This is a genomic window from Pseudoxanthomonas sp. P4_B2 (assembly GCF_056402315.1).
Genome location: NZ_JBFUHQ010000001.1, coordinates 629,100 through 653,879 on the forward strand (window position 1 = coordinate 629,100; position 24,780 = coordinate 653,879).

The 24,780-nt window shown below is 62.5% G+C and carries 20 protein-coding genes; 11 read left to right on the top strand and 9 right to left on the bottom strand.

Going from position 1 to position 24,780, the window contains the following annotated elements:
* The first annotated feature begins 231 nt into the window (after positions 1-231).
* The 3 genes from AC1DTQ_RS02825 to AC1DTQ_RS02835 are packed head-to-tail and all read left to right on the top strand — an operon-like array spanning position 232 to position 8,014.
* Positions 232-1,374 (top strand): efflux RND transporter periplasmic adaptor subunit, encoded by a 1,143-nt coding sequence (locus AC1DTQ_RS02825; protein WP_477847757.1) that lies wholly within the window; start codon positions 232-234, stop codon positions 1,372-1,374.
* Positions 1,371-4,904 (top strand): efflux RND transporter permease subunit, encoded by a 3,534-nt coding sequence (locus AC1DTQ_RS02830; protein WP_477847758.1) that lies wholly within the window; start codon positions 1,371-1,373, stop codon positions 4,902-4,904. The genes AC1DTQ_RS02825 and AC1DTQ_RS02830 overlap by 4 nt, the downstream gene beginning before the upstream one ends.
* On the top strand, positions 4,901-8,014 hold the full coding sequence (locus AC1DTQ_RS02835) for an efflux RND transporter permease subunit (RefSeq protein ID WP_477847760.1): 3,114 nt from the start codon (positions 4,901-4,903) through the stop codon (positions 8,012-8,014). Before AC1DTQ_RS02830 ends, AC1DTQ_RS02835 begins: the two co-directional genes overlap by 4 nt.
* Positions 8,015-8,143: 129 nt before the next feature.
* Here AC1DTQ_RS02835 and AC1DTQ_RS02840 read toward each other — a convergent pair whose 3' ends face one another.
* The 8 genes from AC1DTQ_RS02840 to ykgO all read right to left on the bottom strand — a co-directional run bounded on the left by AC1DTQ_RS02840 (position 8,144) and on the right by ykgO (position 15,015).
* Complete coding sequence (locus tag AC1DTQ_RS02840; protein WP_477847761.1) at positions 8,144-9,373, bottom strand: TraB/GumN family protein; 1,230 nt, start codon at positions 9,371-9,373, stop codon at positions 8,144-8,146.
* Between the two features lie 4 nt (positions 9,374-9,377).
* A complete protein-coding gene (locus AC1DTQ_RS02845; protein WP_477847762.1) occupies positions 9,378-9,908 on the bottom strand; it encodes an N-acetyltransferase family protein in 531 nt (176 codons plus the stop codon).
* Positions 9,905-10,822: a carbon-nitrogen hydrolase gene (locus tag AC1DTQ_RS02850; protein ID WP_477847763.1), complete on the bottom strand. Its 918-nt coding sequence runs from the start codon at positions 10,820-10,822 to the stop codon at positions 9,905-9,907. Before AC1DTQ_RS02850 ends, AC1DTQ_RS02845 begins: the two co-directional genes overlap by 4 nt.
* A 45-nt stretch (positions 10,823-10,867) precedes the next feature.
* Positions 10,868-12,175 (bottom strand): NTP/NDP exchange transporter, encoded by a 1,308-nt coding sequence (locus tag AC1DTQ_RS02855; protein ID WP_477847765.1) that lies wholly within the window; start codon positions 12,173-12,175, stop codon positions 10,868-10,870.
* A 7-nt stretch (positions 12,176-12,182) separates the two neighbouring features.
* A complete protein-coding gene (locus AC1DTQ_RS02860; RefSeq protein WP_477847767.1) occupies positions 12,183-13,133 on the bottom strand; it encodes an aldo/keto reductase in 951 nt (316 codons plus the stop codon).
* A gap of 121 nt (positions 13,134-13,254) precedes the next feature.
* Positions 13,255-14,295 (bottom strand): agmatine deiminase family protein, encoded by a 1,041-nt coding sequence (locus AC1DTQ_RS02865; RefSeq protein ID WP_477847768.1) that lies wholly within the window; start codon positions 14,293-14,295, stop codon positions 13,255-13,257.
* 19 nt (positions 14,296-14,314) lie between these two features.
* Positions 14,315-14,641, bottom strand: coding sequence for a hypothetical protein (locus AC1DTQ_RS02870; protein WP_477847769.1), 327 nt, complete (start codon positions 14,639-14,641; stop codon positions 14,315-14,317).
* A 248-nt stretch (positions 14,642-14,889) separates the two neighbouring features.
* Positions 14,890-15,015, bottom strand: coding sequence for a type B 50S ribosomal protein L36 (gene ykgO, locus AC1DTQ_RS02875; protein ID WP_005913193.1), 126 nt, complete (start codon positions 15,013-15,015; stop codon positions 14,890-14,892).
* A gap of 201 nt (positions 15,016-15,216) precedes the next feature.
* Between ykgO and cmk the strand changes: the two genes are divergently transcribed.
* From cmk to galU, 8 genes are all read left to right on the top strand, one after another.
* The gene (gene cmk / locus AC1DTQ_RS02880; RefSeq protein ID WP_477847802.1) at positions 15,217-15,888 is read left to right on the top strand and encodes a (d)CMP kinase; all 672 of its coding nucleotides are present in this window, start codon (positions 15,217-15,219) and stop codon (positions 15,886-15,888) included.
* 175 nt (positions 15,889-16,063) lie between these two features.
* Positions 16,064-17,752 (top strand): 30S ribosomal protein S1, encoded by a 1,689-nt coding sequence (rpsA, locus tag AC1DTQ_RS02885; RefSeq protein WP_310090552.1) that lies wholly within the window; start codon positions 16,064-16,066, stop codon positions 17,750-17,752.
* 73 nt (positions 17,753-17,825) lie between these two features.
* Positions 17,826-18,131 carry an integration host factor subunit beta gene (locus AC1DTQ_RS02890; RefSeq protein WP_310091581.1) on the top strand — a complete coding sequence of 102 codons (306 nt, stop codon included), beginning with the start codon at positions 17,826-17,828 and terminating at the stop codon, positions 18,129-18,131.
* A 90-nt stretch (positions 18,132-18,221) separates the two neighbouring features.
* On the top strand, positions 18,222-18,494 hold the full coding sequence (locus AC1DTQ_RS02895; protein WP_310090554.1) for a lipopolysaccharide assembly protein LapA domain-containing protein: 273 nt from the start codon (positions 18,222-18,224) through the stop codon (positions 18,492-18,494).
* A gap of 23 nt (positions 18,495-18,517) precedes the next feature.
* On the top strand, positions 18,518-19,696 hold the full coding sequence (gene lapB, locus AC1DTQ_RS02900) for a lipopolysaccharide assembly protein LapB (RefSeq protein ID WP_310090557.1): 1,179 nt from the start codon (positions 18,518-18,520) through the stop codon (positions 19,694-19,696).
* Positions 19,696-20,673, top strand: coding sequence for an MraY family glycosyltransferase (locus AC1DTQ_RS02905; protein WP_477847805.1), 978 nt, complete (start codon positions 19,696-19,698; stop codon positions 20,671-20,673). Before lapB ends, AC1DTQ_RS02905 begins: the two co-directional genes overlap by 1 nt.
* A gap of 12 nt (positions 20,674-20,685) precedes the next feature.
* Positions 20,686-22,596, top strand: a complete 1,911-nt coding sequence (locus AC1DTQ_RS02910) for a polysaccharide biosynthesis protein (RefSeq protein ID WP_477847807.1) — start codon at positions 20,686-20,688, stop codon at positions 22,594-22,596.
* Complete coding sequence (gene galU, locus AC1DTQ_RS02915) at positions 22,593-23,492, top strand: UTP--glucose-1-phosphate uridylyltransferase GalU (protein ID WP_477847809.1); 900 nt, start codon at positions 22,593-22,595, stop codon at positions 23,490-23,492. The genes AC1DTQ_RS02910 and galU overlap by 4 nt, the downstream gene beginning before the upstream one ends.
* Positions 23,493-23,570: 78 nt before the next feature.
* Here the strand turns inward: galU and AC1DTQ_RS02920 are convergent, their stop codons facing one another.
* Entirely contained in the window at positions 23,571-24,776 is a 1,206-nt protein-coding gene (locus AC1DTQ_RS02920; RefSeq protein WP_477847811.1) for an acetyl-CoA C-acyltransferase, read from the bottom strand.
* Between the last annotated feature and the right edge of the window lie 4 nt (positions 24,777-24,780).

Consider the following 24,780-nt stretch of genomic DNA (forward strand, 5'->3'; position numbering starts at 1 on the left):
ACGTCCAACCGCAGCGCTTGGCTGTGGCAAGTATAGCGTGCGACTCTCGAAACCTGCCATCCGTAACAGGACCAGCGTAGCTGCGACCGGCCTGGTCACACCCCTTGTGGCGTTGTTTTTCTAATAGTCACCACACAACGCGACGCAAGTCACCATGACCTTCGGCGCATGCCGGAGCTGTACTTGGGTGATATACCTATGTACAACACCTAACAACCACCCGGTACCACCATGTCTCGACCCGACTTCACCGCAGGCCGTCTCCCGACGCGTGCGCTCCGTGCGTCCGCGCTTATCTGTGTTTTTGTGTTCGCTCTGGCTGCCTGCAAAAAGGGGGACGGAGAGGCTCAGGCCAAGACCGGCGACAAGCCCAAAGGACCGGACGCCGTGCCAGTGGAGGTGGTCAAGGCTGCCCATCGGCCGGTCGCGGCCAGCTATACCGGCACAGCGGCGCTAGAGCCGCGCGGAGAATCGCAGGTGGTGGCGAAGACCTCCGGTGTCGCCTTGGCGGTGATGGTGGAGGAAGGCCAGGTGGTCCGCGCCGGACAGCCGCTGGTGCGGTTGGATCCGGATCGCTCGCGCTTGGCGGTGGCTCAGGCCTCGGCGCAGATGCACAAGCTCGAAAACAACTACAACCGCGCTAAGCAACTGGTTACCCAGCAGATGATCAGCGCCAACGATGTGGACCAGATCAAGTTCGATCTGGAAAATGCGCGCGCCCAGTACACGATGGCCACGCTGGAGCTTTCCTACACCACCGTGTTGGCGCCGATCTCCGGCGTGATCGCGTCGCGTTCGATCAAGACCGGCAACTTCGTGCAGATCAATACGCCGATCTTCCGCATCGTCGACAACTCGCGGCTGGAAGCCACGCTCAACGTCCCCGAACGTGAAATCGCCACGCTCAAGGCCGGCCAGCCGGTCGAGCTGACCGCCGACGCGCTGCCGGGCCAGACCTTCACCGGCATGGTGGACCGCATCGCGCCGGTGGTGGATTCGGGCAGCGGCACCTTCCGCGTGGTTTGCGCCTTCACCGGCGACGGCCTGCTGCAGCCTGGCATGTTCGGACGCATCAAGATCGATTACGACAAGCGCGCCGACGCGCTGGTGGTGCCGCGCATCGCGCTGCTGGACGACGATGCCGATCCGGCGGTGTTCGCGGTGCGCAACGGCAAGGCCGCGCGCGTCTCCGTCAAGCTGGGCTACATGGACGGTGAGTGGGTGGAAATCCGCGAAGGCCTCAAGCCTGGCGATGGCGTGGTGACCGCCGGCAAGATCGCATTGCGCGACGGCACCCCGGTGGAAGTCATCGGCGATGCCAAGAAGAAGACCACCGCCAAGGTGGAGGTTGAAGCAGCCGGTAACAAGAAATGAGCGGCCACAGCTCTGAAGGGGGAGCTCCTGAAGGGGGAGCTCCGGGTCCCGAAGCAAACGATCCTCTGGCCCCGCCTGCCGGTTTGACTGGCGGCGGATTGGTGGAATTCTCCACCCGTCGTCGCGTCACCGTGGCGATGTTCTGGGTCACGATGTTCCTGTTCGGCTGCATCGCGCTGGCGGCGTTGAAGGTCAACCTGCTACCTGACCTGAGCTATCCCACGCTGACCGTGCGCACCGAGTACACCGGCGCCGCGCCGTCCGAGATCGAGACGCTGATCTCCGAGCCGGTGGAAGAAGCCGTCGGTGTGGTGAAGAACCTGCGCAAACTGAAATCCATTTCCCGCACTGGCCAGAGCGACGTGGTGCTGGAGTTCGCCTGGGGCACCGATATGGACCAGGCCAGCCTGGAGGTGCGCGACAAGATGGAAGTGCTGCAGCTTCCGCTGGAAGCCAAGGCGCCGGTGCTGCTGCGTTTCAATCCCTCCACCGAACCGATCATGCGTCTGGCGCTGTCGTCGAAGGTGGCCGGCAAGACCCAAGCCGATTCCATCCGTCAGCTTACCGAGCTGCGTCGTTACGCCGACGAAGACCTGAAGAAGAAGCTGGAGCCGGTGGAAGGCGTGGCTGCGGTCAAGGTCGGCGGCGGTCTCGAGGATGAGATCCAGGTCGACATCGACCAGCAGAAGCTGGCCCAGCTGAACCTGCCCATCGACACCGTGATCCAGCGCCTGCAGCAGGAGAACATCAATATTTCCGGCGGTCGTCTGGAGCAAGGATCGCAACGGTACCTGGTGCGAACCGTCAACCAATTCGCCACCGTCGAAGAAATCCGCAACATGCTGGTCACCACGCAGAGTGGCGGCAGCAATGCGGCAGCGAGCGCGGCCGCGCAAATGGCGGCGATCGCCGCTTCCACTGGCGACGCGGCGGCCATGGCCGCGGCAGCGTCGGTGCAGAGCGCCAACTCCTCGTCTTCCAGCACCATCGCTGGCGGCATGCCGGTGCGACTGAAGGACATCGCCGATGTGCGTCAGGGTTACAAAGAGCGCGAAGGCATCATCCGGCTGGCAGGCAGCGAGGCGGTCGAGCTGGCTATCTACAAGGAGGGCGACGCCAATACCGTCTCCACCGCTGACGCGGTCCAGGCCAAGCTGGAGCAACTCAAGAGCCAGATTCCACCGGACGTCGAACTGACCGCCATCGATGACCAATCGCAGTTCATTCGCCATGCCATCAGCGACGTCAAGATCGATGCGGTGATCGGCGGTTTCCTGGCGATCCTGATCATCTTCCTATTCTTGCGCGACGGCTGGAGCACCTTCGTGGTCGCCCTGTCCTTGCCGGCCTCCATCGTCACCACGTTCTTCTTCATGGATCAGTTGGGTCTGAGCTTGAACGTGATGTCGCTGGGCGGCCTTGCCCTGGCCACGGGTCTGGTGGTCGACGATTCCATCGTGGTGCTGGAGAGCATCGCCAAGGCGCGCGAACGCGGCCTCAGCGTGCTGCAGGCCGCGATCACCGGCACCCGCGAAGTCAGCATGGCGGTGGTCGCCTCCACCCTGACTACCATCGCGGTGTTCCTGCCGCTGGTGTTCGTGCAGGGTATTGCGGGGCAATTGTTCCGCGATCAGGCGCTGACGGTCGCGATCGCCATCGCAGTGTCATTGGTCGTGTCGATGACGCTGATCCCCATGCTCAGCGCATTGAAGGGCAGGCCGCCGATGGCGTTTCCGGAAGAGCAACCGCATCCGGACTGGAAGCCCGCCTCGCGCTGGCAGAAACCGCTGGCTGCGACCCAACGCGGCGTAGGCATCGGCACGCGTGGAGTTTTCTTCGGTATCGCCTGGTTTTTCATACGACTCTGGCGTGGGCTGGTCGCCGTGGTGGGTCCCATCATGCGCAAGGCCAGCGACATCGCAATGATGCCGTACGATCGCGCCGAACGCGGCTACATGAAACTGCTGCCTGGCTCGCTGCGTCGGCCGTGGCTGGTGCTGGGCTTTGCCGTCGCCGCCTTCGCGTTGACCATGCTGACCGTCCCCATGCTGGGCGCGGATCTGATTCCGCAGTTGGCGCAAGACCGCTTCGAGATGACGGTGAAATTGCCGCCTGGCACGCCGTTGCGCGAAACAGACGGTCTAGTGCGCGATATACAGCAAGCGCACGCCAAGGATGAAGGCATAAAGGCGCTGTACGGCGTCAGCGGCACCGGTACGCGGCTGGATGCCAGCCCCACCGAAAGCGGCGAGAACATCGGCAAGATCACCGTGGTGATGGCCGATGGCGGAAGCAAACAGCTGGAAGCCGATGAAACCGAAAAACTGCGTTCGTCGATGAAGGATCATCCGGGCGCGCAGGTCGATTTCCGTCGCCCCGAGCTTTTCAGTTTCTCCACACCGCTTGAAATCGAACTGCGCGGTCAAGACCTCGACACCATCCAGCTTGCTGGGCAGAAGATGGCGGCCATGCTGCGCGCCAACCCGCACTACGCCGACGTGAAATCGACGGTGGAAGAGGGCTTCCCCGAGATCCAGATCCGCTTCGACCAGGACCGCGCAGGTGCGCTGGGGCTGACCACTCGGCAGATCGCCGACATAGTGGTGAAGAAAGTGCGGGGCGATGTGGCCACGCGCTACAGCTTCCGCGACCGCAAGATCGACGTGCTGGTGCGGGCTCAGCAATCCGATCGCGCCTCGGTGGAAAGCATCCGCAAGCTGATCGTCAATCCAGGCAGTTCGCGCCCGGTGACGCTGGAGTCGGTGGCGGACGTGGTTTCCACCACGGGTCCCAGCGAAATCCACCGCGCCGATCAGGTGCGGGTGGCCATCGTTTCGGCCAATCTCCGCGATATCGACCTGGGCGGTGCGGTGGACGAAGTGCAAGAGATGGTGGCCGAAAACAACCTCGGCGCCGGCATCGGCATGCACATCGGCGGGCAGGGCGAAGAGCTGGCCGAATCGGTGAAGGCCTTGCTGTTCGCGTTCGGATTGGCGATCTTTCTCGTCTACCTGGTGATGGCTTCCCAGTTCGAATCGCTGCTGCATCCGTTCGTGATTCTGTTCACCATCCCGCTGGCGCTGGTGGGCGCGGTGCTGGCGTTGCTGTTGACGCGTTCGCCGGTATCGGTGGTGGTGTTCATAGGATTGATTCTACTGGTCGGTCTGGTGGTGAAGAACGCCATCATCCTGATCGACAAGGTCAATCAATTGCGCGAAGCAGGTGTGGCCAAGCATGTGGCGCTGGTGGAAGGCGCGCGTTCGCGCTTGCGGCCCATCATCATGACCACGCTGTGCACCTTGTTCGGGTTCCTGCCACTGGCGTTGGCCTTCGGCGAGGGCGCGGAAGTGCGTTCGCCGATGGCGATCACCGTGATCGGTGGCCTGCTAGTCTCCACGCTGCTGACGCTGGTGGTGATTCCGGTGGTGTACGACCTGCTGGACCGTCGTTCGGACGAGTACTACGCCGAACGCGGCCGTCTGCATCGCGCTTCGCTGGAAGCGGGCAACGAAGGACTCGAACCCGCATGAGCATCGCCGAACTAAGCATCAAGCGGCCGGTCAGCGCGATCATGCTGTTCGTATCCCTGACCGTGATCGGGCTGATCGCCGCGTTCCGCCTGCCATTGGAGGCATTCCCGGAAGTGTCGCCGCCCTTCATCTTCGTGCAGTTGCCTTATGTAGGCTCGACGCCCGAGGAAGTGGAGCGCACGGTGCTGCGGCCGGTGGAAGAGACGTTGTCGACGATGCCGGGCATCAAGCGCATGGATACCAGCGCGAACGCGGATGGCGCGCAACTGTTCATCCAGTTCTCCGACTGGGAGCGGGACGTCGCCATCGCCGCCTCCGATGCGCGCGAGCGCATCGATGCCATCCGCGCTGATCTGCCCGACGACCTGCAACGCTATCTGGTGTTGAGGTTCTCCACCACGGACCAGCCGGTGTTGCGCGTGCGTCTGGCCAGCGACATGGATCTCGCCGGTTCTTACGACATGATCGACCGCGAGTTCAAGCGGCGCATCGAGCGCATTCCCGGTGTCGCGCGCGTGGATATCTCCGGCGCTCAGGCCAATGAGGTGGAGATCGCGATCAACCAGGATCGCCTGACCGCGCACAACCTGGGTCTCAACGATCTCACCACGCGGCTGCAGTCCGTCAATTTCTCTGTTTCGGCCGGCACCATCACCGATGGCGGTATGCGCTTGCGCGTGCAGCCCGTCGGCGAACTCACCGACCTGCAGCAACTGCGGGATCTGGTGATCGCCAACGGCGTGCGCCTGTCCGACATCGCCGAGGTGCATTTGAAGCAGGAGCGCACGACCTTGGGCCGGCGCCTGGACGGCAAGAAAGCGGTGGGCCTGGACATCTTCAAGGAACGCAACGCGAACTTGGTGGAGGTCTCGCGCAATGCGCTGAAGGAAGTGGAGGAGATCCGCAAAGAACCTTCGCTGAGCGATCTGCAGATCAAGATCATCGAGAATCAGGGCGACAACGTCACCACTTCGCTGATCGAGCTTGCGGAAGCCGGTGGCATCGGCCTGGTGCTGTCGATCGCGGTGTTGTTCTTCTTCCTGCGCCACTGGCCCTCGACCATGATGGTCACCCTGGCCATCCCCATCTGCTTCATCATGACGCTCGGCTTCATGTACTTTGCCGGAGTTACGCTCAATATCCTGTCGATGATGGGCCTGCTGCTGGCCATCGGCATGCTGGTGGACAACGCCGTGGTGGTGGTAGAGAGCATCTATCAGGAACGCGAACGCATGCCCGACCAGCCACGGCTGGCTTCCATCGTCGGCACCCGGCATGTCGCCATCGCCCTGTCGGCCGGCACCCTCTGCCATTGCATCGTGTTCGTGCCCAACCTGTTCGGCGAGCGCAATTTCCTGAGCATCTACTTGTCGCAGATCGCCATCACCATCTCGGTGTCGTTGCTGGCCTCATGGCTGGTGGCGGTGAGCCTGATCCCGATGTTGTCAGCGCGCCTGAAGACACCTCCGGCGGTGGGAAACCACACCGGCATCATTCCGCGCATGCAGAAGCGTTACGCTGGCGTGTTGCGCTGGACCCTGGAGCATCGCGGCTGGAGCGTGATGGGCATCCTATTGATCATCGCGGTCAGCATTGTGCCGATGATGCTGACCAAGAAAAACATGTTCGGCGGCGACGATGGCGGCGAAACCAATATCTTCTACCAGTGGAAGGGTTCCTACAGCCTGAAACAGATGTCGGACGAGGTGTTGAAGGTCGAGAACTTCATGGACGCCAATCGCAAGCGTTTCCATGTCGAACAGATCTATTCCTGGTACAGCGAACAGGGCGACGCAGGCACTCGCATCAAGTTCGACATGAAGGACCTCGATAATGACGATACCAAGGCCTTGATCGAAGAAATCCGCAAGGCATTGCCCAAGTCGGCCCGTGCCACCATCGGCATTGGCAACGACGGCGGTGGCCCGGGCGGCGGTGGCGGTCCTGGCGAGAAAGTGCAGGTGCAATTAGTCGGCGATTCCACCGAAACCCTGGCGGAGATAGCGAAGGACATCGTGCCGATGCTGTCCAAGAGCCCGCAGCTGCGCGATGTGCGCGTCGATGCCGGCGATCAGAACAGCGAGCTGTCGGTACGCGTGGACCGCGAGCGTGCGGCAGCCTTCGGTTTCAGCGCCAACGATGTAGCCAGCTTCGTCGGCGTGGCCTTGCGCGGCGCACCGCTACGCGAGTTCCGCCGCGGCGAGAGCGAAGTGCCGGTGTGGGTGCGTTTCGCCGGCGCCGAGCAGTACGGCATCGAGGACCTGGATTCCTTCATGGTCCGCGCACCGGATGGACGCACAGTGCCGCTGCTGAGCATGGTGGATGTGGGCGTCACGCCCGCGGCCACGCAGATCTCGCGCACCAACCGCCAGACCACGCTAACTGTGCAGGCCAACCTGGCTGACAAGGTCACCGTGCCCGAGGCGCGTAAGGCGATGGAGGACACGCTGAAGGCGGCTTCGTTCCCGACCGGCTACAGCTATTCCTTTGACGGCGGCGCATTCCAGGAAGAGGATGAGGCCGGCAAGCAGATGATGACCAACCTGATCATCGCGCTGTTGCTGATCTACATCGTGATGGCGGCGGTATTCGAATCTCTGTTGTTCCCAGCGGCGATCATGAGCGGCGTGCTGTTCTCGGTGTTCGGTGTGTTCTGGTTGTTCTGGCTGACCGGCACCGAATTCAACATCATGGCCTTCATCGGCATCCTGGTGCTAATGGGCGTGGTGGTGAACAACGGCATCGTGATGATCGAGCACATCAACAACCTGCGGCGGCGCGGCAAATCGCGCACCGATGCGCTGGTGGAAGGCAGCCGCGAACGTCTGCGTCCAATTCTGATGACCATGGGCACGGCGATCCTGGCGATGATCCCCATCGCCTGGGGCAACACGCAGATGGGCGGCGATGGTCCGCCGTATTACCCGATGGCGCGCGCCATCGCGGGAGGACTTGCGTTCTCCACGGTGGTCAGCCTGCTGTTCCTGCCGACCATTTACGCGATCCTGGACGACATGCGTAGCGGTACCGCGCGCTTGACCCAGCGTGCGCGCATGCGCCGAGGCGACGGCGTGCCGGCGGCGGCGATAACGGCGTTGAAGGCGGAGTGAAGCAGGGCAGGTCGTCGCCTACAAAAAACAATGATCTTGCCTGAAGCGGTTTCGGTTCGAACAGAGACAAAATGCCTTCGTCATCCCAGCTTGCGCTGGGATGACGAGCTTCGTATCAGCTGAAAGCGATCAGAACAGATTCCGGGCGACGCGGAAACCGAACAGTATTTCGCCGGCGATGGTGCCGAAGCAGGTCAGCATGAAGGTCATGACTACTCGCAACACACGGTTGCGGTACCAACCGCGCAGCGTCTGCACGTTGTCGCGCAGCGCCATGAAGTCGCCATAGGCCGGCTTGCGCATGCGCAACTCGACCAGGGCGCTGAACATGCCCGAGGGCATGCCCGGCCGGAACGGTTTGAAGGGCGCGGCGGCGGCGCCAGTAAGGATGCTCAGGGGATGACCGCCCGCTAGCAGGCAGCCGACTGCGGTCAGGCCCGCGGTGTACAGGATCCATTGCTTCAGCACTTCCGTGCCGCCCGCCAGACCGCCGTGCAGGTAGCCCCAGATGATGCCGACTAGCACAAGCGCGGTGATGACCAGCGAGAACCAGGGGATCCTGCGCTTACGCCGGATGAAATCCAAGTCCTGAATCAACGGGGCGGGGTCGCGCGCGTCCTCACGCAGGTAGCGTGCGAGTCCCTGTAGATGGCCGGCGCCGACGACCGCGAGCACTTCATATGGCTTGCCTACCGGATCGACGGCTTGGACCTGACGCAACCGCGCGGCCATGTACTGGTCGCGCTCGTCGATCAGGGTGGCGTACAGGGCGGGGCTTTGCTTGGCGAACTCTCCGAAGCTGGATTCCAGCATGTCGCCCTGCTTGAGGCTCTCGATTTCCTCCTCGTCGACCTCGTCGTTGGCGAACAGGCTGACTGCCAGCCCAGCACCCAGCTTGATGCGACCAAAAAAGCCCAGACCGGCGGAAATGCGCTTGAAGGTCACGCCCACATCTCGGTCGATCAGGTGCAAGGCCAGATTGCGTTCTTTCGCCGCATTGGCGGCGGCCAGGAGTTCGGCGCCAGGCTCGATGCCGAGCTGCTCGGCCAAGCGGCGCTGATAGGCGGCCAGCCCCAGGTTGGCCGCGAACAGGGCGACCTTGCCTTCGCGTATCACCTTGACCAGATCGAGCTTGGCCAGCGCGTCCGGATCCTTCAGCGCCTGTAACCGCTGCGTATCCAGCTCGACCGCGATGGCGTCGTAGTTGTCCTTGGCGATCGCCGCGACCACCGCATCGACGCTGGTCCTGGAGACGTGCGCGGTGCCCAGCAAGGTGTAGCGCACGCCGTCGCGCTCGACGATCTGGTGCGGCTGTCCAGCAAGCGGATCCTGCGTCGCAGGAAAAGAGATATCGTTCATGGATTCATTCTTCTGAAGGTTTTTCGTTTTTGCCGCTGCCCAATGCCCGCTGCATCTGCACCGTGTCCAGCCAGCGCCCCTGTTTGCGGCCCAGCCCCGGAAATATGCCGATGATGTTGAAGCCGAGCTTCTCGTGCAGCACCACCGAGGCGCCGTTGCCGGGTTCGCCGATCACCGCGACCATTTGGCGGAAACCGAGTTCTTCGCAGTCGGCGATCAGTCGGGAGAGCAGGGCGCGGCCTACTCCTTTTCCTTGCGCTTCGGCTTTCACGTAGACCGTGTCTTCCACGGTCCAGCGATAGCCCGCACGGCCGCGATAGGAGCTGGCGTACGCATAACCGGCGAATACCCCTTCCCGCTCGGCGACCAGGTACGGATATCCGCGACTCAGGAGCTCGTCCATGCGCCGCGCCATCTCCGCCTCGTCCGGGACTTCGTACTCGTAAGTCGCCACGCCGTCGCGCACTTCCTGGGCGTACAGCTCATGGATATGCGGAATGTCGGTGCGGGTGGCCGTGCGCAGCTGCAGGTTCAATCGATATACCGCTTCAGCAAATCGCCGTAGGCGTCGATGCGCCGGTCGCGCAGGAACGGCCAGATGCGACGCACATGTTCGCTGCGGTCGAGGTCGATTTCCGTGCTGAGGATCTCGGCATCTCCACCGGCTTCGGCGATGAATTCGCCTTGCGGACCCAACACGTGGCTGTTGCCCCAGAACTGGATGCCCGATGCGCCCACGTGCTTGTCGGAAGCGATGGGCGAGGGCTCGTGGCCCACCCGGTTGCACGAGAGCACGGGCAAGCCGTTGGCCACCGCGTGGCCCCGATGGCTCAGGATCCAGGCATCGCGCTGGCGATTCTTTTCGTCTTGCGCATCGTCCGGATCCCAGCCGATGGCGGTGGGGTAAAGCAGCAGTTCCGCACCGGCCAGCGCCATCAGCCGCGCGGCTTCCGGATACCACTGGTCCCAGCAGACCAGCACACCAAGCCTGCCCACCGAGGTGTCGATCGGTTTGAAGCCGAGGTCGCCGGGGGTGAAATAGAACTTTTCGTAGAAGCCCGGATCGTCCGGGATATGCATCTTGCGGTACTTACCCAGAGTGCTGCCGTCCTTCTCGAAGACGACGGCCGTGTTGTGGTACAGCCCGGCAGCGCGGCGTTCGAACAGCGAGCTGACCAGCACCACGCCATGCTGCTTTGCCAGCTTGCCCAGGCGCTCGGTGCTGGGGCCGGGGATGGGTTCGGCCAGGTCGAACTCGGCGACCGACTCGTGCTGGCAGAAATACGCGCCGTTGTGCAGTTCCTGCAGCAGCACCAGCCTGGCGCCGCGAGCGGCGGCTTCGGCGACGCGGGCCTCGATGATGGAAAGGTTGGCCTCGGCGTTGCCACGGCCTTGATCAATGATGGCCTTTTCCTGAATCAGGGCGACGGGCAATGTTTTGCGGGTCATCGTGGGGCGGTTCTGCGGAAAGCGCGCATGGTATCGCGGATGGCGTTAACCGCGGCCCGCAGGCGACGCTTCTTCGCGTTGACGGTGCCACCGGCCCAGCAGGCCGCCGCTGCCGGCCCAGACCAGCGCGATAACGGCGCCGATGATCATCGCCGTCGCCGGGTGTTCGGCCAGCAGGTCTAGACCGCGCTTGACCCAGGCGCTGATGGCGTCGCCGCCACGGTAGACGACGGTATCGATGAAGTTCTTGGCCTTGTATTTGTCCTCGGCAGGAACGACCGTGTACAGCATTTCTCGGCCTGGCCGGACAAAGGCGTATTCGCCGGCGCGGCGTACCACCATCACCACCACGAACACTGCGAAAACAGGCGATAGCGCGAGCCAGACGAACCCAGCGGCGACTATCAACGGCACCGCCGCCAGCAGCACGCCTGCGCCCAAGCGTTGCGCGACCCGGCCGGTGACCAGCACCTGGGTCAGAATGGCCAGCGATTGCACTACCGTGTCGATGGTGCCGAAGACCTGGGTCTGGCGCGTGCGATCGGTGAAAGTTTCGGCGACCAGCCGCGCCTGTTCGAAATAGAGGAAGGTGCTGACGCTGGTAAGCAGGATCACGAAGATCGCGATGCCCATCAGGTACTTCGATCTGAATACCGCGGTGGCGCCGGCAAAGGGATTGCCACCCAACGGCTTCTGGCGCGCGCCGGTTTCCTCGGTGGGCAGCGGATGCCTGTCGCGCCAGCGCTGCAGCCACATGGCCGATATCGCGCTGGCTGCGAGGAACGCGGCGGAAAGCACGAGCAGGCCCGCATGCCCCAGCGGCGCGACCAGCAGCGTGCCCAATAGCGGCCCGGTCAGGCCGCCCAAGCTGGCGCCAGCCGCGATCAGCGCGAAAAGACGCTTGGCCTGGCGGGTGGCCATCAGATCCGCCAGCACGCTCCACGCCAGCGAAATAGTGAGCATGTTGAAGACCGACAGCCAGACGTAGAAGGACCGCGCCAGCCAGAGGTTTTCAGGTTGCGCCAACAATCCCGCTGCGAACGCCAGCAGGTTGAGTACGAAGAAGCCGTAGGTCCAAGGCAGGATCCGACGCCGCGCCGCCTTCGAAGCGATCCAGCCGTACAGCGGCAACGCCACGAGCGTCGCCACGAAGGTGGCGGTGAACAACCACTGCAGGTTGTCCACGCCACCTGTAATGCCCATGGTCTCGCGCACTGGCCGCAGCATGAAGTACCCGGTGAACAGGAAAAAGAACATCAGCAAGCCGGCCAATACCGCCGACGCCTCGCGCGCCTCGATGTTGAACAGTTTCGCTATCGCGCGCAGTACCGGATTGCCGTCGCCTTCGTTCATTCCGCAATCAACCGACCGCTGCGATTAACGATTGCCGCTGTTCCTCATCGAGGTCCGGCCCCACGCCTGCCTTAAGGTTATCGCTCTGCCGATCCGGCTTGCCGGTAGCCGGGATCACGATCATCACCGCCGGATGGCTCAAGGCGAATTTGAGGAAGGCCTGCGCCCATGAGGTGATACCCGCGGCGGCGGCCCAGGCGGGAAGCAGCTTGTCGGCCACCTGGGAGAAAAGGCGACCGTCCTCGAAAGCCCGATTCACCAGCACCGCCACGCCCAACTCGCGCGCCAGCGGGAAAACGCGTTTTTCGGCACCGCGCGATACCACCGAATAATTGATTTGCAGGAAGTCCGGTTTCTCCGCCTGCACTACGTCGGCCAGTTCGTCCTGCGCGCGCTCCAGGTAATGGGTCACACCCACGTAGCGCACCTTGCCTTGCGCCTTCAGTTCGCGCGCAAGGGCGAGCTGGGTTTTCAGATCGCCCAGGTTGTGGACCTGCAGCAGTTCGACCTTGTCGGTCTTCAGGCGCCGCAACGTGTCGTTGAACTGCGCCAGGCCGGCTTCGCGTCCGTTGACGCCGGATAGTTTGGTGGCGATCCATGCTTTGCCGCGCAGCCGTTGTTCGGCCAACAACGCGCCCAGTACATCCTCAGCCACACTGTAGGTCGGAGCCGTGTCGATCAGGGTGGCGCCGCCGGCGAAGAATCGTTTCAAGACTTCGCGCAAGGGATCGCGCTCGGACGCCGAATCGCCGACTTCGAAGCTGCCCGAGGTGCCCATGCCGATCACCGGCAGTTTCTCGCCACTCGACGGAATGCTGCGCATGTTCAAGGGCTGATCGCCTGGAGTCGCAGAGAGCGTGGCAGCCGTCACCGCCTGCGCGTCGTCCCGGCAGGCGGCAAGGGTGAGGCCGGCGGCCGCGGTAGCGGCGGCGGTCAGAAACCTGCGTCGTGAATACATGGGCGGTCTCCGTCGAGGCGGGAACCTTGGGTTATCGGCGATGCGGTGGTCCGTTGTGTAAACGAATCGTTTTATCGCGACCCAACTAAAGACATGTATCCGTATTTCCGTGACGCAGAGATCATCCTGCGGCCAGCATTCCTTCCGGCAATTGCATGGTGATGCAGTGCAGGCTGCCGTTCTGCCAGATCAGCGAACGGCAGGGTACCTGCACGATTTCGCGATCCGGAAATGCTTCGGCCAGTACCGCGGCGGCCTTGGCGTCGGCCATATCGCCGTAAGCCGGCATCAGCACCGCACCGTTGACGATCAGGAAGTTGGCGTATGAAGCCGCCAGGCGCCGACCTCCATCCAGGATCGGTTGTGCCCACGGCAGCGGGAACAAGCGATAAGGCTTGCCATCGCGGGTGCGTAGCGCCGCGATTTCCTCGGCCATCGCGCCTAGTTCGGCGTAATGCGAATCGGCCGGGTCATCGCAGGCCTGGAACACGATAGCTTCCGGCCCGGCGAAGCGCGCCAGCGTATCTATGTGCGCATCGGTATCGTCGCCTTCCAGATAGCCGCGATCCAGCCACAGCACGCGGTCCTGGTGCAGCCAACCCGCCAGGCGGGTGGTGATTTCTTCGCGCGGGAGCTCCGGATGGCGCTCGTGCAAGCATTTCCAGGTGCTGAGCAGAGTGCCCTCACCGTCGGTCTCGATTGCGCCACCTTCGAGCGCAAAATCAATGCTTTGCACGAAGTAGTTATGAAAAAGGTTCATCCCGGATAGCTCGCCGATCAGCAGGTCGTCGCGGCTGGCACCGTACTTGCCCCCCCAGCCCGTGAAACGGAAATCCAATTGCTTGAAACGATCGCCATTGCGCAAGGTGATCGGGCCGGTATCCCGTAGCCAGGTGTCGTCGTATTCGACCGCTGGTACGAAGCGCACCCGGTTCATGTCCACGCGTGCCGAGCGCAAACGTGCTTCTGCATAGGTCTGCAGGTCTTCGTCGGCGACGCAAATGACCACCGGTTCGAAACGGGTGATCGCTGCGACCAGCGCTACGTAGGTTTCCTCCACTTCACCAAGCCGTTCGGCCCAGTCGGTTTCGGCGTGCGGCCACGCGATCAGGACCGCGGATTGGGGTTCCCATTCCGCAGGGAAGCGAAAAGCATCGGTCATTGCAGTTCTATCGGGTGAGCTATCGGATTGGGGGCTTGGGCCCGATTTCTTCCGGGCTGGCCTGGTTGGCGACTACGTCGATGACGCGGCTTTTTTCGAAATACACGGTGAAAGCCGGATACACCCAGCGATTGATCACGGGCCACTGGCGCTTCTGGCCACCGCGTGGTTCGAGCTTCTGTTGGGGTGCGCCGAACCTGGCTTCCACGTCAGCGGCAGTTTGGCCGCGCACGGGCACTGCAGCAGGGGTTTCCTGAACCCGCTCGATCAGCAGGGTGTCGGCACTGGCGGTGCCCGCGCAGCAGAGCAGAACGAACATCGGAATAGCGAGAAGGCGGTGGTTCATAGTGGTGGCTCCCCAAAGGACGGGTCTTTATAGCAAAACGGCCCCAACAAAAAACCGCCGTGCCACGGTGTAGTGCAGCAATCGTGACGGTGAGCGCGTCGCTATGCCTCCGGATCGCGGACCGCTAGGTGGCCCGAATAAAGAAAAACCGCCCGGAGGCGGTCTTTCGGTAGCTTGCGGCGGTGCGCCACTTGGCGCCGACGCTAACCCGATATTTCAGTGCTGACGCGCCTTGGGCATACCTGGGTTCAGCGCTGACGCGCCTTGAAACGCGGATTCGACTTGCAGATCACGAAGACCTTGCCACGGCGGCGGACCACCTTGCAGTCGCGATGACGGGTCTTTGCCGACTTCAGGGAGGAAAGGACTTTCATGACGCACCTCGGGAAATTTGGACTGTAACTGTCTGGGAATATGGCCGGAACGGACCAGTGGTTCGGCCGGGACAAAAATCAAGCCGCGCATTCTAGCGGGTTTTTTCCTTGAGGTTCAAGCCTTTGCCCGCCAACGGCTGGTGATGCGCCGGTTGCCAGCGGGGCGGCCGGGCATAATGCCGTCAAAACCACGGGGTTCCCATGTCCGACAGCATTCCAGTTCTGACCATCGATGGCCCTTCGGGTGCTGGCAAAGGCACCGTGAGCCGAATCGCGGCGGCCCGACTGGGTTGGCATTACCTCGACTCGGGCGCCTTGTATCGGGCGGTGGGCGTGGCGGCGAGCTGGGCCAATCTGGACATTTCCGACCCCGCGGCCCTGGTGCGTTGCACCTTCGATACCGCAGTGATCTTCAAGGAAGACGCCAAGGGCGATCTGCGGGTCTGGGTCAATGGCTCCGATGCCACCGATGAGCTTAGGCTCGAAACTACCGGGGCGGTCGCCTCGGCCATCGCCGCCTTCCCCGAGGTCCGTTCCGCCCTCAAAGAGCGCCAACGGGCTTTCCGGCAGGCTCCGGGACTGGTGGCCGATGGACGGGACATGGGGACAGTCATCTTCGCGGACGCTTCCTACAAGGTTTTCCTGACCGCCAGTGCCGAGGAAAGAGCGGAAAGGCGCTATAACCAGTTGAAAGACAAAGGGGTTTCGGTCACAATAGACGGTCTGCTACGGGAGATTCTCGCCCGCGACGCCCGTGATGCCCAGCGCACGGTGGCGCCGTTGAGGCCGGCCGAAGACGCCGTCCTCATCGATACCACTGGTCTGAACATCGATCAGGTCGTGGAACGCGTGTTGGCCTTGGTGAAAGCCTAGTCCGGTTCGGATCCAACGCAGCAGACAACGCAACAAAAACAGTCCCGTCGGGATCTTTCCGACGGTTTTTCCACCACAACACTCACGGCCATAGGCATCCCGCCAGGCCGACAACGGGTGGACCGGCGCGCATGCAACAAGTGCCCGGTCTGCGTCATCAACCGAGATTTATTCAATGATCGAATCATTTGCAGAACTGTTTGAACAGAGCCAGATCCACCTCACCAAACTGAAGCCCGGCTCCATCGTCATGGGCACCGTGGTGGAAGTCCGCAACGACGTGGTGGTGATCAACGCCGGCCTGAAGTCCGAAGGCATCGTGCCGATCGAACAGTTCCGTAACGACGACGGCACGCTCACCGTTGCCGTCGGCGATGAAGTAAAGGTCGCGCTCGACTCGCTCGAAAATGGTTTTGGCGAAACCGTGCTGTCGCGCGAGAAAGCCAAACGCGCCATGGTGTGGGACGAGCTGGAAGAAGCACTGGAAGCCAACGCCACCATCACCGGCCGCATCAGCGGCAAGGTCAAGGGCGGCTTCACCGTCGACATCAAGGATGTCCGCGCGTTCCTGCCGGGCTCGCTGGTCGATGTGCGCCCCGTGCGCGACCCGGGTTACCTGGAAGGCAAGGAGCTTGAGTTCAAACTGATCAAGCTGGATCGCAAGCGCAACAATGTGGTGGTCTCCCGCCGTGCGGTGGTCGAGAGCGAGCATTCGGAAGAGCGCGAGCAGCTGATGGACAAGCTGCAGGAAGGCGTGGTGCTGAAGGGCGTGGTCAAGAACCTCACCGATTACGGCGCGTTCGTCGACCTGGGCGGCATCGATGGTCTGCTGCACATCACCGACATGGCCTGGAAGCGCGTGCGCCATCCGTCCGAAGTGGTGGAAGTCGGCCAGGAGTTGGACGTCCGCGTGCTGAAGTACGACCGCGAGCGCAACCGCGTCAGCCTTGGCCTGAAGCAGCTGGGCGAGGATCCGTGGGATAACATCGCCCGCCGCTACCCGGCCAACAGCCGTGTGTTCGGCAAGGTTTCCAACGTCACCGATTACGGCGCGTTCGTCGAGATCGAGCCGGGCGTCGAAGGCCTGGTGCACGTCTCGGAAATGGACTGGACCAACAAGAACGTCAACCCGTCCAAGGTGGTGCAGGTCGGCGACGACGTGGAAGTGATGGTGCTGGATGTGGACGAGGAGCGTCGCCGCATCTCGCTGGGCATGAAGCAGGTCGCCGCTAACCCGTGGGAAACCTTCGCTGCCATCCACAAGAAGAACGACAAAGTGTCGGGCCAGATCAAGTCGATCACCGACTTCGGCATCTTCATCGGCCTGGACGGCGGTATCGACGGTCTTATCCATCTGTCCGACATCAGCTGGAACTCCACCGGCGAAGACGTGGCCCGCAACTACAAGAAGGGCGACACGCTGGAAGCCGTCGTGCTGGCCGTGGACCCGGAACGCGAACGCATCAGCCTGGGCGTCAAGCAGCTTGAGCAGGATCCGTTCGGCCAGTTCATGGCGGCCAACCCGAAGGGCACCAAGCTGGAAGGCACGGTGCGTGAAGTAGACGCCAAGGGCGCCATCATCGACATCGCCGAAGGCGTGGAAGGCTACGTCGCCGCACGCGACATCAGCACCGAACGCGTCGACGACGCCAGCCAGCACCTAAAGGTGGGCGACAAGATCGAAGCGCGTTTCATGGGTATGGACCGCAAGGGCCGCACCCTGCAGCTGTCGATCAAGGCGAAAGACGACGCGGAAATGCGCGAAGTGCTGGAGGACTACCAGTCGCAGTCTTCCTCCACGGGCGCCACCACCCAGTTGGGCGCGCTGTTGCGCGCGCAGCTGGACGGCAACAAGTCCGAGTAAGCAAGCCACTCGATCCACTCCGGCCCGGTTCAATCCGGGCCGGTAGTGGTGCTTTTCGCCTATCTCTGTGACGATGACCAAATCCGAACTCATCGAAATCTTGAGCCGTCGCCAGCCGCACCTGAAGGCCGATGACGTCGATCTTGCAGTGAAGTCGCTGCTGGAGATGATGGGCGGTGCCCTGGCCCATGGCGAGCGCATCGAGATCCGCGGATTCGGCAGTTTTTCCCTGCATTACCGTCCGCCCCGCTTGGGACGCAATCCCAAGACGGGCGATTCGGTGGCCCTGCCGGCTAAGCACGTGCCGCATTTCAAGCCTGGCAAGGAGTTGCGCGAACGTGTCAGCAGCGTGACACCCATCGAGGAAAGCGGCGAATAAGCGCTGCTTCCCGCTTTACCGCGCTGCATTCGGCGTGTCGTCGCCAGCAGTCTCGGCTAAGCTAGCCGCTCCCGAGAATGGAGCTGCCCGATGAACATTTTCCGCTTGATCATTGCGTTGATCTTCCTCGGCATCGGGTTGTTGGTCGGCGTTTTGAACACGCAGCCCATCACGCTCAAATTGCTGTTTGCCGATATCCAGACTTCTTCGGGAGTCGCCATCATCCTTTCGCTGCTGGCGGGGGTGATCATCGGCGGTCTGATCGTCCTGGCGACCTTGGTCTGGCCTCTGTATACGAAACTGCGCAAAGCCAACAAGCAGGCTGCGGCGCCTGTGCCCCCGGTCGGTAGCAGTGCCGCCTGAGCCATCAGATAGGCCTCCAGCAAATGCAATTCCTCAACGAATGGTTCTGGTTCTTTCTATTCCTGCCGCTGGCCGCGCTTAGCGGCTGGGTGATTGGGCGCAGGGGCGGGCAGCGCCATGGCGACACCCAGGTCAGCCGGCTCTCAAGCACTTACTTCCGCGGCCTGAACTATCTGCTCAACGAACAGCCCGACAAAGCCATCGAGCTATTCCTGCATATCGCCGAACTGGACAAGGAAACCTTCGAGACCCAGGTCGCCCTAGGCCATCTGTTTCGCCGTCGTGGCGAGGTGGACCGCGCCATTCGCCTCCATCAGGGGCTGGTGCAGCGCCACGACCTGAGCGATCAGCAGAAAGTGCAGGCGTTGCTGGCCTTGGGCGAAGACTACATGCGCTCGGGTTTACTGGATCGTGCCGAGACCGTTTTCAGCGACCTGACCCGCATCGATCAACGCGCCCCGCAGGCGCTCAAGCATCTGATCGGCATTTACCAGACCGAGCGGGATTGGGAAAAAGCCATCGACAACGCCACCCGCTACGAAGAGGTCGCTGGCGAGCCGATGGGTAAGCTGATCGCCCAGTTCGAGTGCGAACTGGCCGAGCGGCACCGCACTGCGAACGATGTCGAATCCGCCCGCGCCGCCATCGCACGCGCCTACCAGGCGGACGCCAGCTGCGTGCGAGCGGGCATCCTGGAAGGACGTATCGAATCCGATGTCGGCAATCATGAAGCGGCGATACGCGCATTCGAGCGTGCGGCACGGCACGATCCGGACTACTTGCCCGAGGTGTTGCCCAGCTTGATGGCGAACTACGAACTGGGTGCGGACCTGTCCGGCGCACGGGCGTTCCTTTCCGAGATGTGCGAGCACTACCGGGGCATAGCGCCAGTGCTGGCGCTTACCCGACTGGTAGAAAGCCAGGATGGCGTTGCAGCGGCCCGTGCCTATCTGGCGCGTCAGTTGAAGGACCGTCCTTCGGTGCGTGGGGAAGCGGCGCTGATCGATCTGACCCTGGCCGAAGGCGCCGATCCCACCGCCACCCTGACCGACCTCAAGCACATCACCGATCAATTGCTGGTGCGCAATCCGAGCTATCGCTGCACGCGCTGCGGCTTCGGCGCGCGTACCCACCATTGGCAGTGTCCCAGTTGCAAGGAGTGGGGAACGGTGAAACCGCTGTTGAATTACGCGGTGGTCTGATGACAGCACTACCGGCATGGATGCTGCTGCACCTGGTGCTCGCAGCAACAGGCACATGGTTGGCTCGACGTTATGCATTGAAGAAGCAGTTGCTCGACCAGCCCGGCGAACGGCGTAGTCATGTCGTGGCCACCCCAAGAGGAGGCGGTATCGCGATAGTGGTAACCGTATTGCTGGGAATAGTCTGGCTGACGCTGAAAAATCCACCGGATGCTTTTCTGCTGGGCTGTTTCGCCACTGGGTTGGTCCTGGTCGCGGGTATCGGCTGGGTAGACGATCATCGACCCATTCCGGCCTGGCCAAGGTTGTTGGTGCATGCGGTGGCGGCATTTCTTCTGGCTTGGGGAGTGCACAGCTCCGGTCCGGGTTTACTCGCCCCTGTCGTGGCCTTCGTTCTTGCCCTGGTGCTGGTGAATGTCTGGAACTTCATGGACGGCATCGATGGGCTGGCGGCCAGCCAGGCGGCGATCGTTGCTTTCGCCATGGCGCTGCTCCTGGCCGGTGGGGTTTGGGGATGGATAGCGGCGGGACTGCTCGCGGCTCTGGTTGGATTCCTGCCTTTCAATTTCCCCAAGGCCCGGATTTTTCTGGGCGATGTGGGCAGTGGGGCGCTCGGGTTCCTGCTCGCGGGACTGCTGATAGCGGCTTTCCGCTCGGACCGGGTTCCCTGGCCGTTGCTTCTGCTGCCGATTTCCGCATTCCTGGTAGACGCGGGCTTCACATTGGGTATGCGCATCCTGCGAAGGGAACGTTGGTGGACGCCGCATGTCCAGCACACCTACCAAAAGTGGGCGGGTCGTAATGTGAGTCACGTGGGAGTCACCTTGGCTTACGCAGGATTCAGCCTCGTGGCCGCGATGCTGGTTCTTATTGGGATAGGCTGGACGGACTATGGGTCAGCAAGTATTTGCCTGGTATGGTTTCTGGGCGCAGGCTTTTTATGGGCGCGCATGCGCAGGGATATCTCTAATGAGTAAGGATGCGCAAAAGTGAATTCTTGGCGCGGAAAGATGGCTGCCGTGGTACCCCGTTTGATGGTGGTCGGGCACGATCTGTTGATGGTCTGGTTGTGTTGGGAAGCGCTGCACCATCTGCGTTATGCGATGTTGCCCAACCCTCCTTCGTACCCCCTCTGGTCGCCTGAAATCGCGATCGTCCTGGTCGCGCAGGGGCTGGTGTTCTGGTGGGTTGGTCTTTATCGGGGTCTTTGGCGCTTTGCCAGCGTTCCCGACCTGGGCAATATCCTTAAAGCCAGTCTGATCGGCTTGCTGGCGCTTGCCTTGGGGCTGGCCCTCTATAACCGTCTGGGCTCGGTGCCGCGCGCTGTGCTGGTGATGTATCCGTTCCTGCTGGTGGGTCTGCTGGGTATGCCACGCCTCATGTTTCGGGCCTGGAAGGACAATCAGAACACGGACAACAAGAACGGCATCGCCCTGCGGGTCCTGATACTTGGTGCGGGCAGGTCCAGCGAGGCCCTGGTGCGCGACCTGCGGCGCAGCGGCGCCTATCAGCCGGTCGGTCTGCTGGACGACTCGGCCCGTCTGCAGGGCACCAAGCTGCATGGCGTTCCCGTGCTCGGCGGATTGTCCGATGCCGCGACTATTGCCAAGGAAACCGCCGCCAAGCTGATCGTCATCGCGATGCCGTCGCTGGATGCGGCGAGCATGCAGCGGGTGGTGGCGATCTGCGAAAGCACCGGCCTGCCATTCCGCACGGTGCCCAGACTGGTGGACGTGCTGGAAGGCCGTTCTTTGCCTGGCGAGCTCAAAGAAGTCGCCATCGACGACCTGCTAGGGCGCAAGCCGATCACTCCCGATTGGAAACTCATTCGCGGTTGGCTGGGTGGACGTACCGTCCTGGTAACCGGCGCCGGCGGCTCCATCGGTTCAGAACTCTGCCGTCAGTGCGCCAGGCATGGCGCGAGCAGGATCGCCTTGTTGGAAGTCGATGAGCTCGCGCTGGTGACGGCTCAGACAGAGCTGCATCGCGCATTTCCCGATCTCGAGATCATTTCGGTCTTGGGTAATTGCGGCGACCCGGCGGTTATCCAACATGCGTTGAAGACCGCCGAGCCGGATGCGGTTTTCCACGCGGCGGCCTATAAGCAGGTTCCGCTTCTAGAGAAACAGTTACGCGAAGCGGTGCGCAACAACGTGCTGGCGACCGAAGCCGTGGCCCGGGCCTGCCGCGAAGCGAATGTGGGGACCTTCGTCTTCATTTCCACCGACAAGGCGGTCGATCCGGTCAATGTGCTTGGCGCGACCAAGCGTCTGGCCGAAATGGTTTGCCAGACCCTGGATGACCGCGTTTCGACGCGTTTCGTGACTGTACGTTTCGGCAATGTGCTGGATTCGGCAGGAAGCGTGGTACCTCTCTTTCGCGAGCAGATCCGCCTGGGCGGGCCAGTGACCGTCACCGATCCGGATGTGACGCGCTATTTCATGACTATCCCGGAAGCCTGCCAGTTGATCGTACAGGCCGCTGCCAGTGCTGCGCATGCCTCCATCTACACGCTGGACATGGGCGACCCGGTACCGATTCGCGTTCTCGCCGAGCAGATGATCCGACTGGCCGGAAAGCAGCCCGGCAAGGACATCGCCATCGTCTATACCGGGCTACGCCCCGGTGAGAAGCTGCATGAAACGCTGTTTCACGCGGACGAACTCTATCGGCCCACCTCCCATTCCAAGATCCTCGAAGCGCGCGCGCGCGATGCCTCGACGGAGATCATCACGCGTGCCGTTTCCCTGCTGCAGACCGCGGTAGCCAACTACGACAACGATGAACTTTCACGCATTCTGCGTGCGGCGATACCCGAATTCTCTCCCTCCGGGCAGAGCGGTGACGCCGGCGCCACGATCGTGCAATTCCCCGCCCGCGAGGCCAGACATACCCGATGAACCCACGTATCCGGAAAGCCGTTTTCCCCGTCGCAGGCCTCGGAACCCGATTCCTGCCCGCCACCAAGACCGTCCCCAAGGAGATGCTGCCAATCATCGACAAGCCGCTGATCCAATACGCGGTGGATGAAGCGGTGGAAGCCGGTTGCGATACGCTGATCTTCGTTACCAACCGCTACAAGCACGCGGTGGCCGACTACTTCGACAAAGCCTACGAGCTTGAGCAGAAGCTCGAGCAGGCAGGCAAGCTGGAGCAGCTCGAACTGGTGCGCAACGTGCTGCCCAAGCACGTGCGCGCGGTGTTCGTCACTCAGGCCGAAGCGCTGGGGCTGGGACATGCGGTGCTTTGCGCGAAGCCCATCGTGGGCGACGAACCTTTCGCGGTATTGCTGCCCGACGATCTGATCTGGAACCGTGGCCCGGGTGCGCTCAAGCAGATGGCGGACGCCGCCGAATCTTCCGGGGCAAGTGTGATCGCTGTGCAGGACGTGCCGCGCGAGCAGACCGGCAGTTACGGCATCGTGGCGACCGAAACATTTTCCGGCCGCGAGGGGCGTATCTCCGCCATCGTGGAAAAGCCCAGCCCCGAAGTGGCACCGAGCACGCTGGCAGTGGTGGGACGTTATGTGCTGAGTTCGCGTATTTTCGACCTGCTGGAGAACACTACGCCCGGGGCTGGCGGCGAGATCCAGCTGACCGACGCGATCGCGGCATTGCTGGCCGAACACCCCGTACACGCCTATCGTTTCCGTGGTACGCGATTCGACTGCGGTACGCACATCGGCCTGATCGAAGCCACCATTCGTTATGCGCTGGACCACGAGAAACTGAGCGATGCCGCGCAGCAGTTGATGCAGAACGCGCTCAAGGAACTTGGCGTCACCGAACTGGAATAATTCGGCGGCGTGCATGCGCTGCTGACTAGAAAAAAGGGCAGCTAGTGGCTGCCCTTTTCTATTCAACGACTATGTGGTTCAGAGACTTTCGAACACGCCCGCTGCACCCATGCCTGTGCCGATGCACATCGTCACCATGCCGTACTTCTGCTGGCGACGACGCATGCCGTGGACCAGAGTGGCCGTGCGGATCGCGCCGGTCGCGCCCAAGGGATGGCCAAGCGCAATGGCGCCGCCAAGCGGGTTGATCTTGGACGGGTCCAGGCCCACATCGCGAATTACCGCCAGGGCTTGCGCTGCGAAAGCTTCGTTCAACTCGATCCAGTCGAGTTGGTCCTGAGTAATGCCGGCCTGCTTCAGCGCTTTCGGAATCGCGGCAATGGGGCCGATGCCCATCACTTCCGGACGCACGCCGGCGACCGAGAAAGAGACGAATCGCGCCAGTGGGGTCAGGCCGTAATCCTTGATCGCCTGTTCCGAAGCCAGCAGGACACCCGCGGCGCCATCGCTCATCTGCGACGAGGTGCCCGCAGTGACGGTGCCGCCGAACTGGGGATTACGGAACACGGTGCGCAGCTTGCCCAGGCCTTCCAGTGTGGTATCCGGACGCGGACCTTCGTCGTTTTCCACCAGCAGCTTGCGCAGCTGGATGGTGTTGCCGGCTAGGTCGGGGGTGTGCGACATCACTTCATAAGGGGTGATTTCGCTACGGAACTCGCCTGCCTGCGTCGCCGCGATGGCTTTTTGATGCGAGGCCAACGCGAAGGCGTCCTGATCCTCGCGCGAGATCTTCCACTCCTCGGCCACCTTCTCGGCGGTGATGCCCATGCCGTAGGCGATGGCCACGTGATCGTTATCGAAGACGCTGGGCGCCAGAGCGATCTTGTTGCCCATCATGGGCACCATCGACATCGATTCGGTGCCGCCGGCCAGCATCAGGTCGGCGTTGCCCAGGCGGATCTGGTCGGCCGCCAGCGCCACGGCTTGCAGGCCCGAAGAACAGAAGCGGTTGATGGTCTGCGCGGCGATGGTGTTGGGCAGGCCGGCCAACAACAGGCCGATGCGCGCCACGTTCATGCCTTGCTCGCCTTCGGGCATGGCGCAGCCGATGATGGCGTCGTCGATGCGGCTCAGGTCGATGCCCGGCGTCTGGGCGACCACGGCCTTCAGCACATGCGCCAGCATGTCATCGGGACGGGTATTGCGAAAAACTCCCTTAGGAGCTTTGCCTACCGGGGTGCGGGTGGCGGCGACGATGTAGGCGTCTTGGATCTGCTTGCTCATTCTC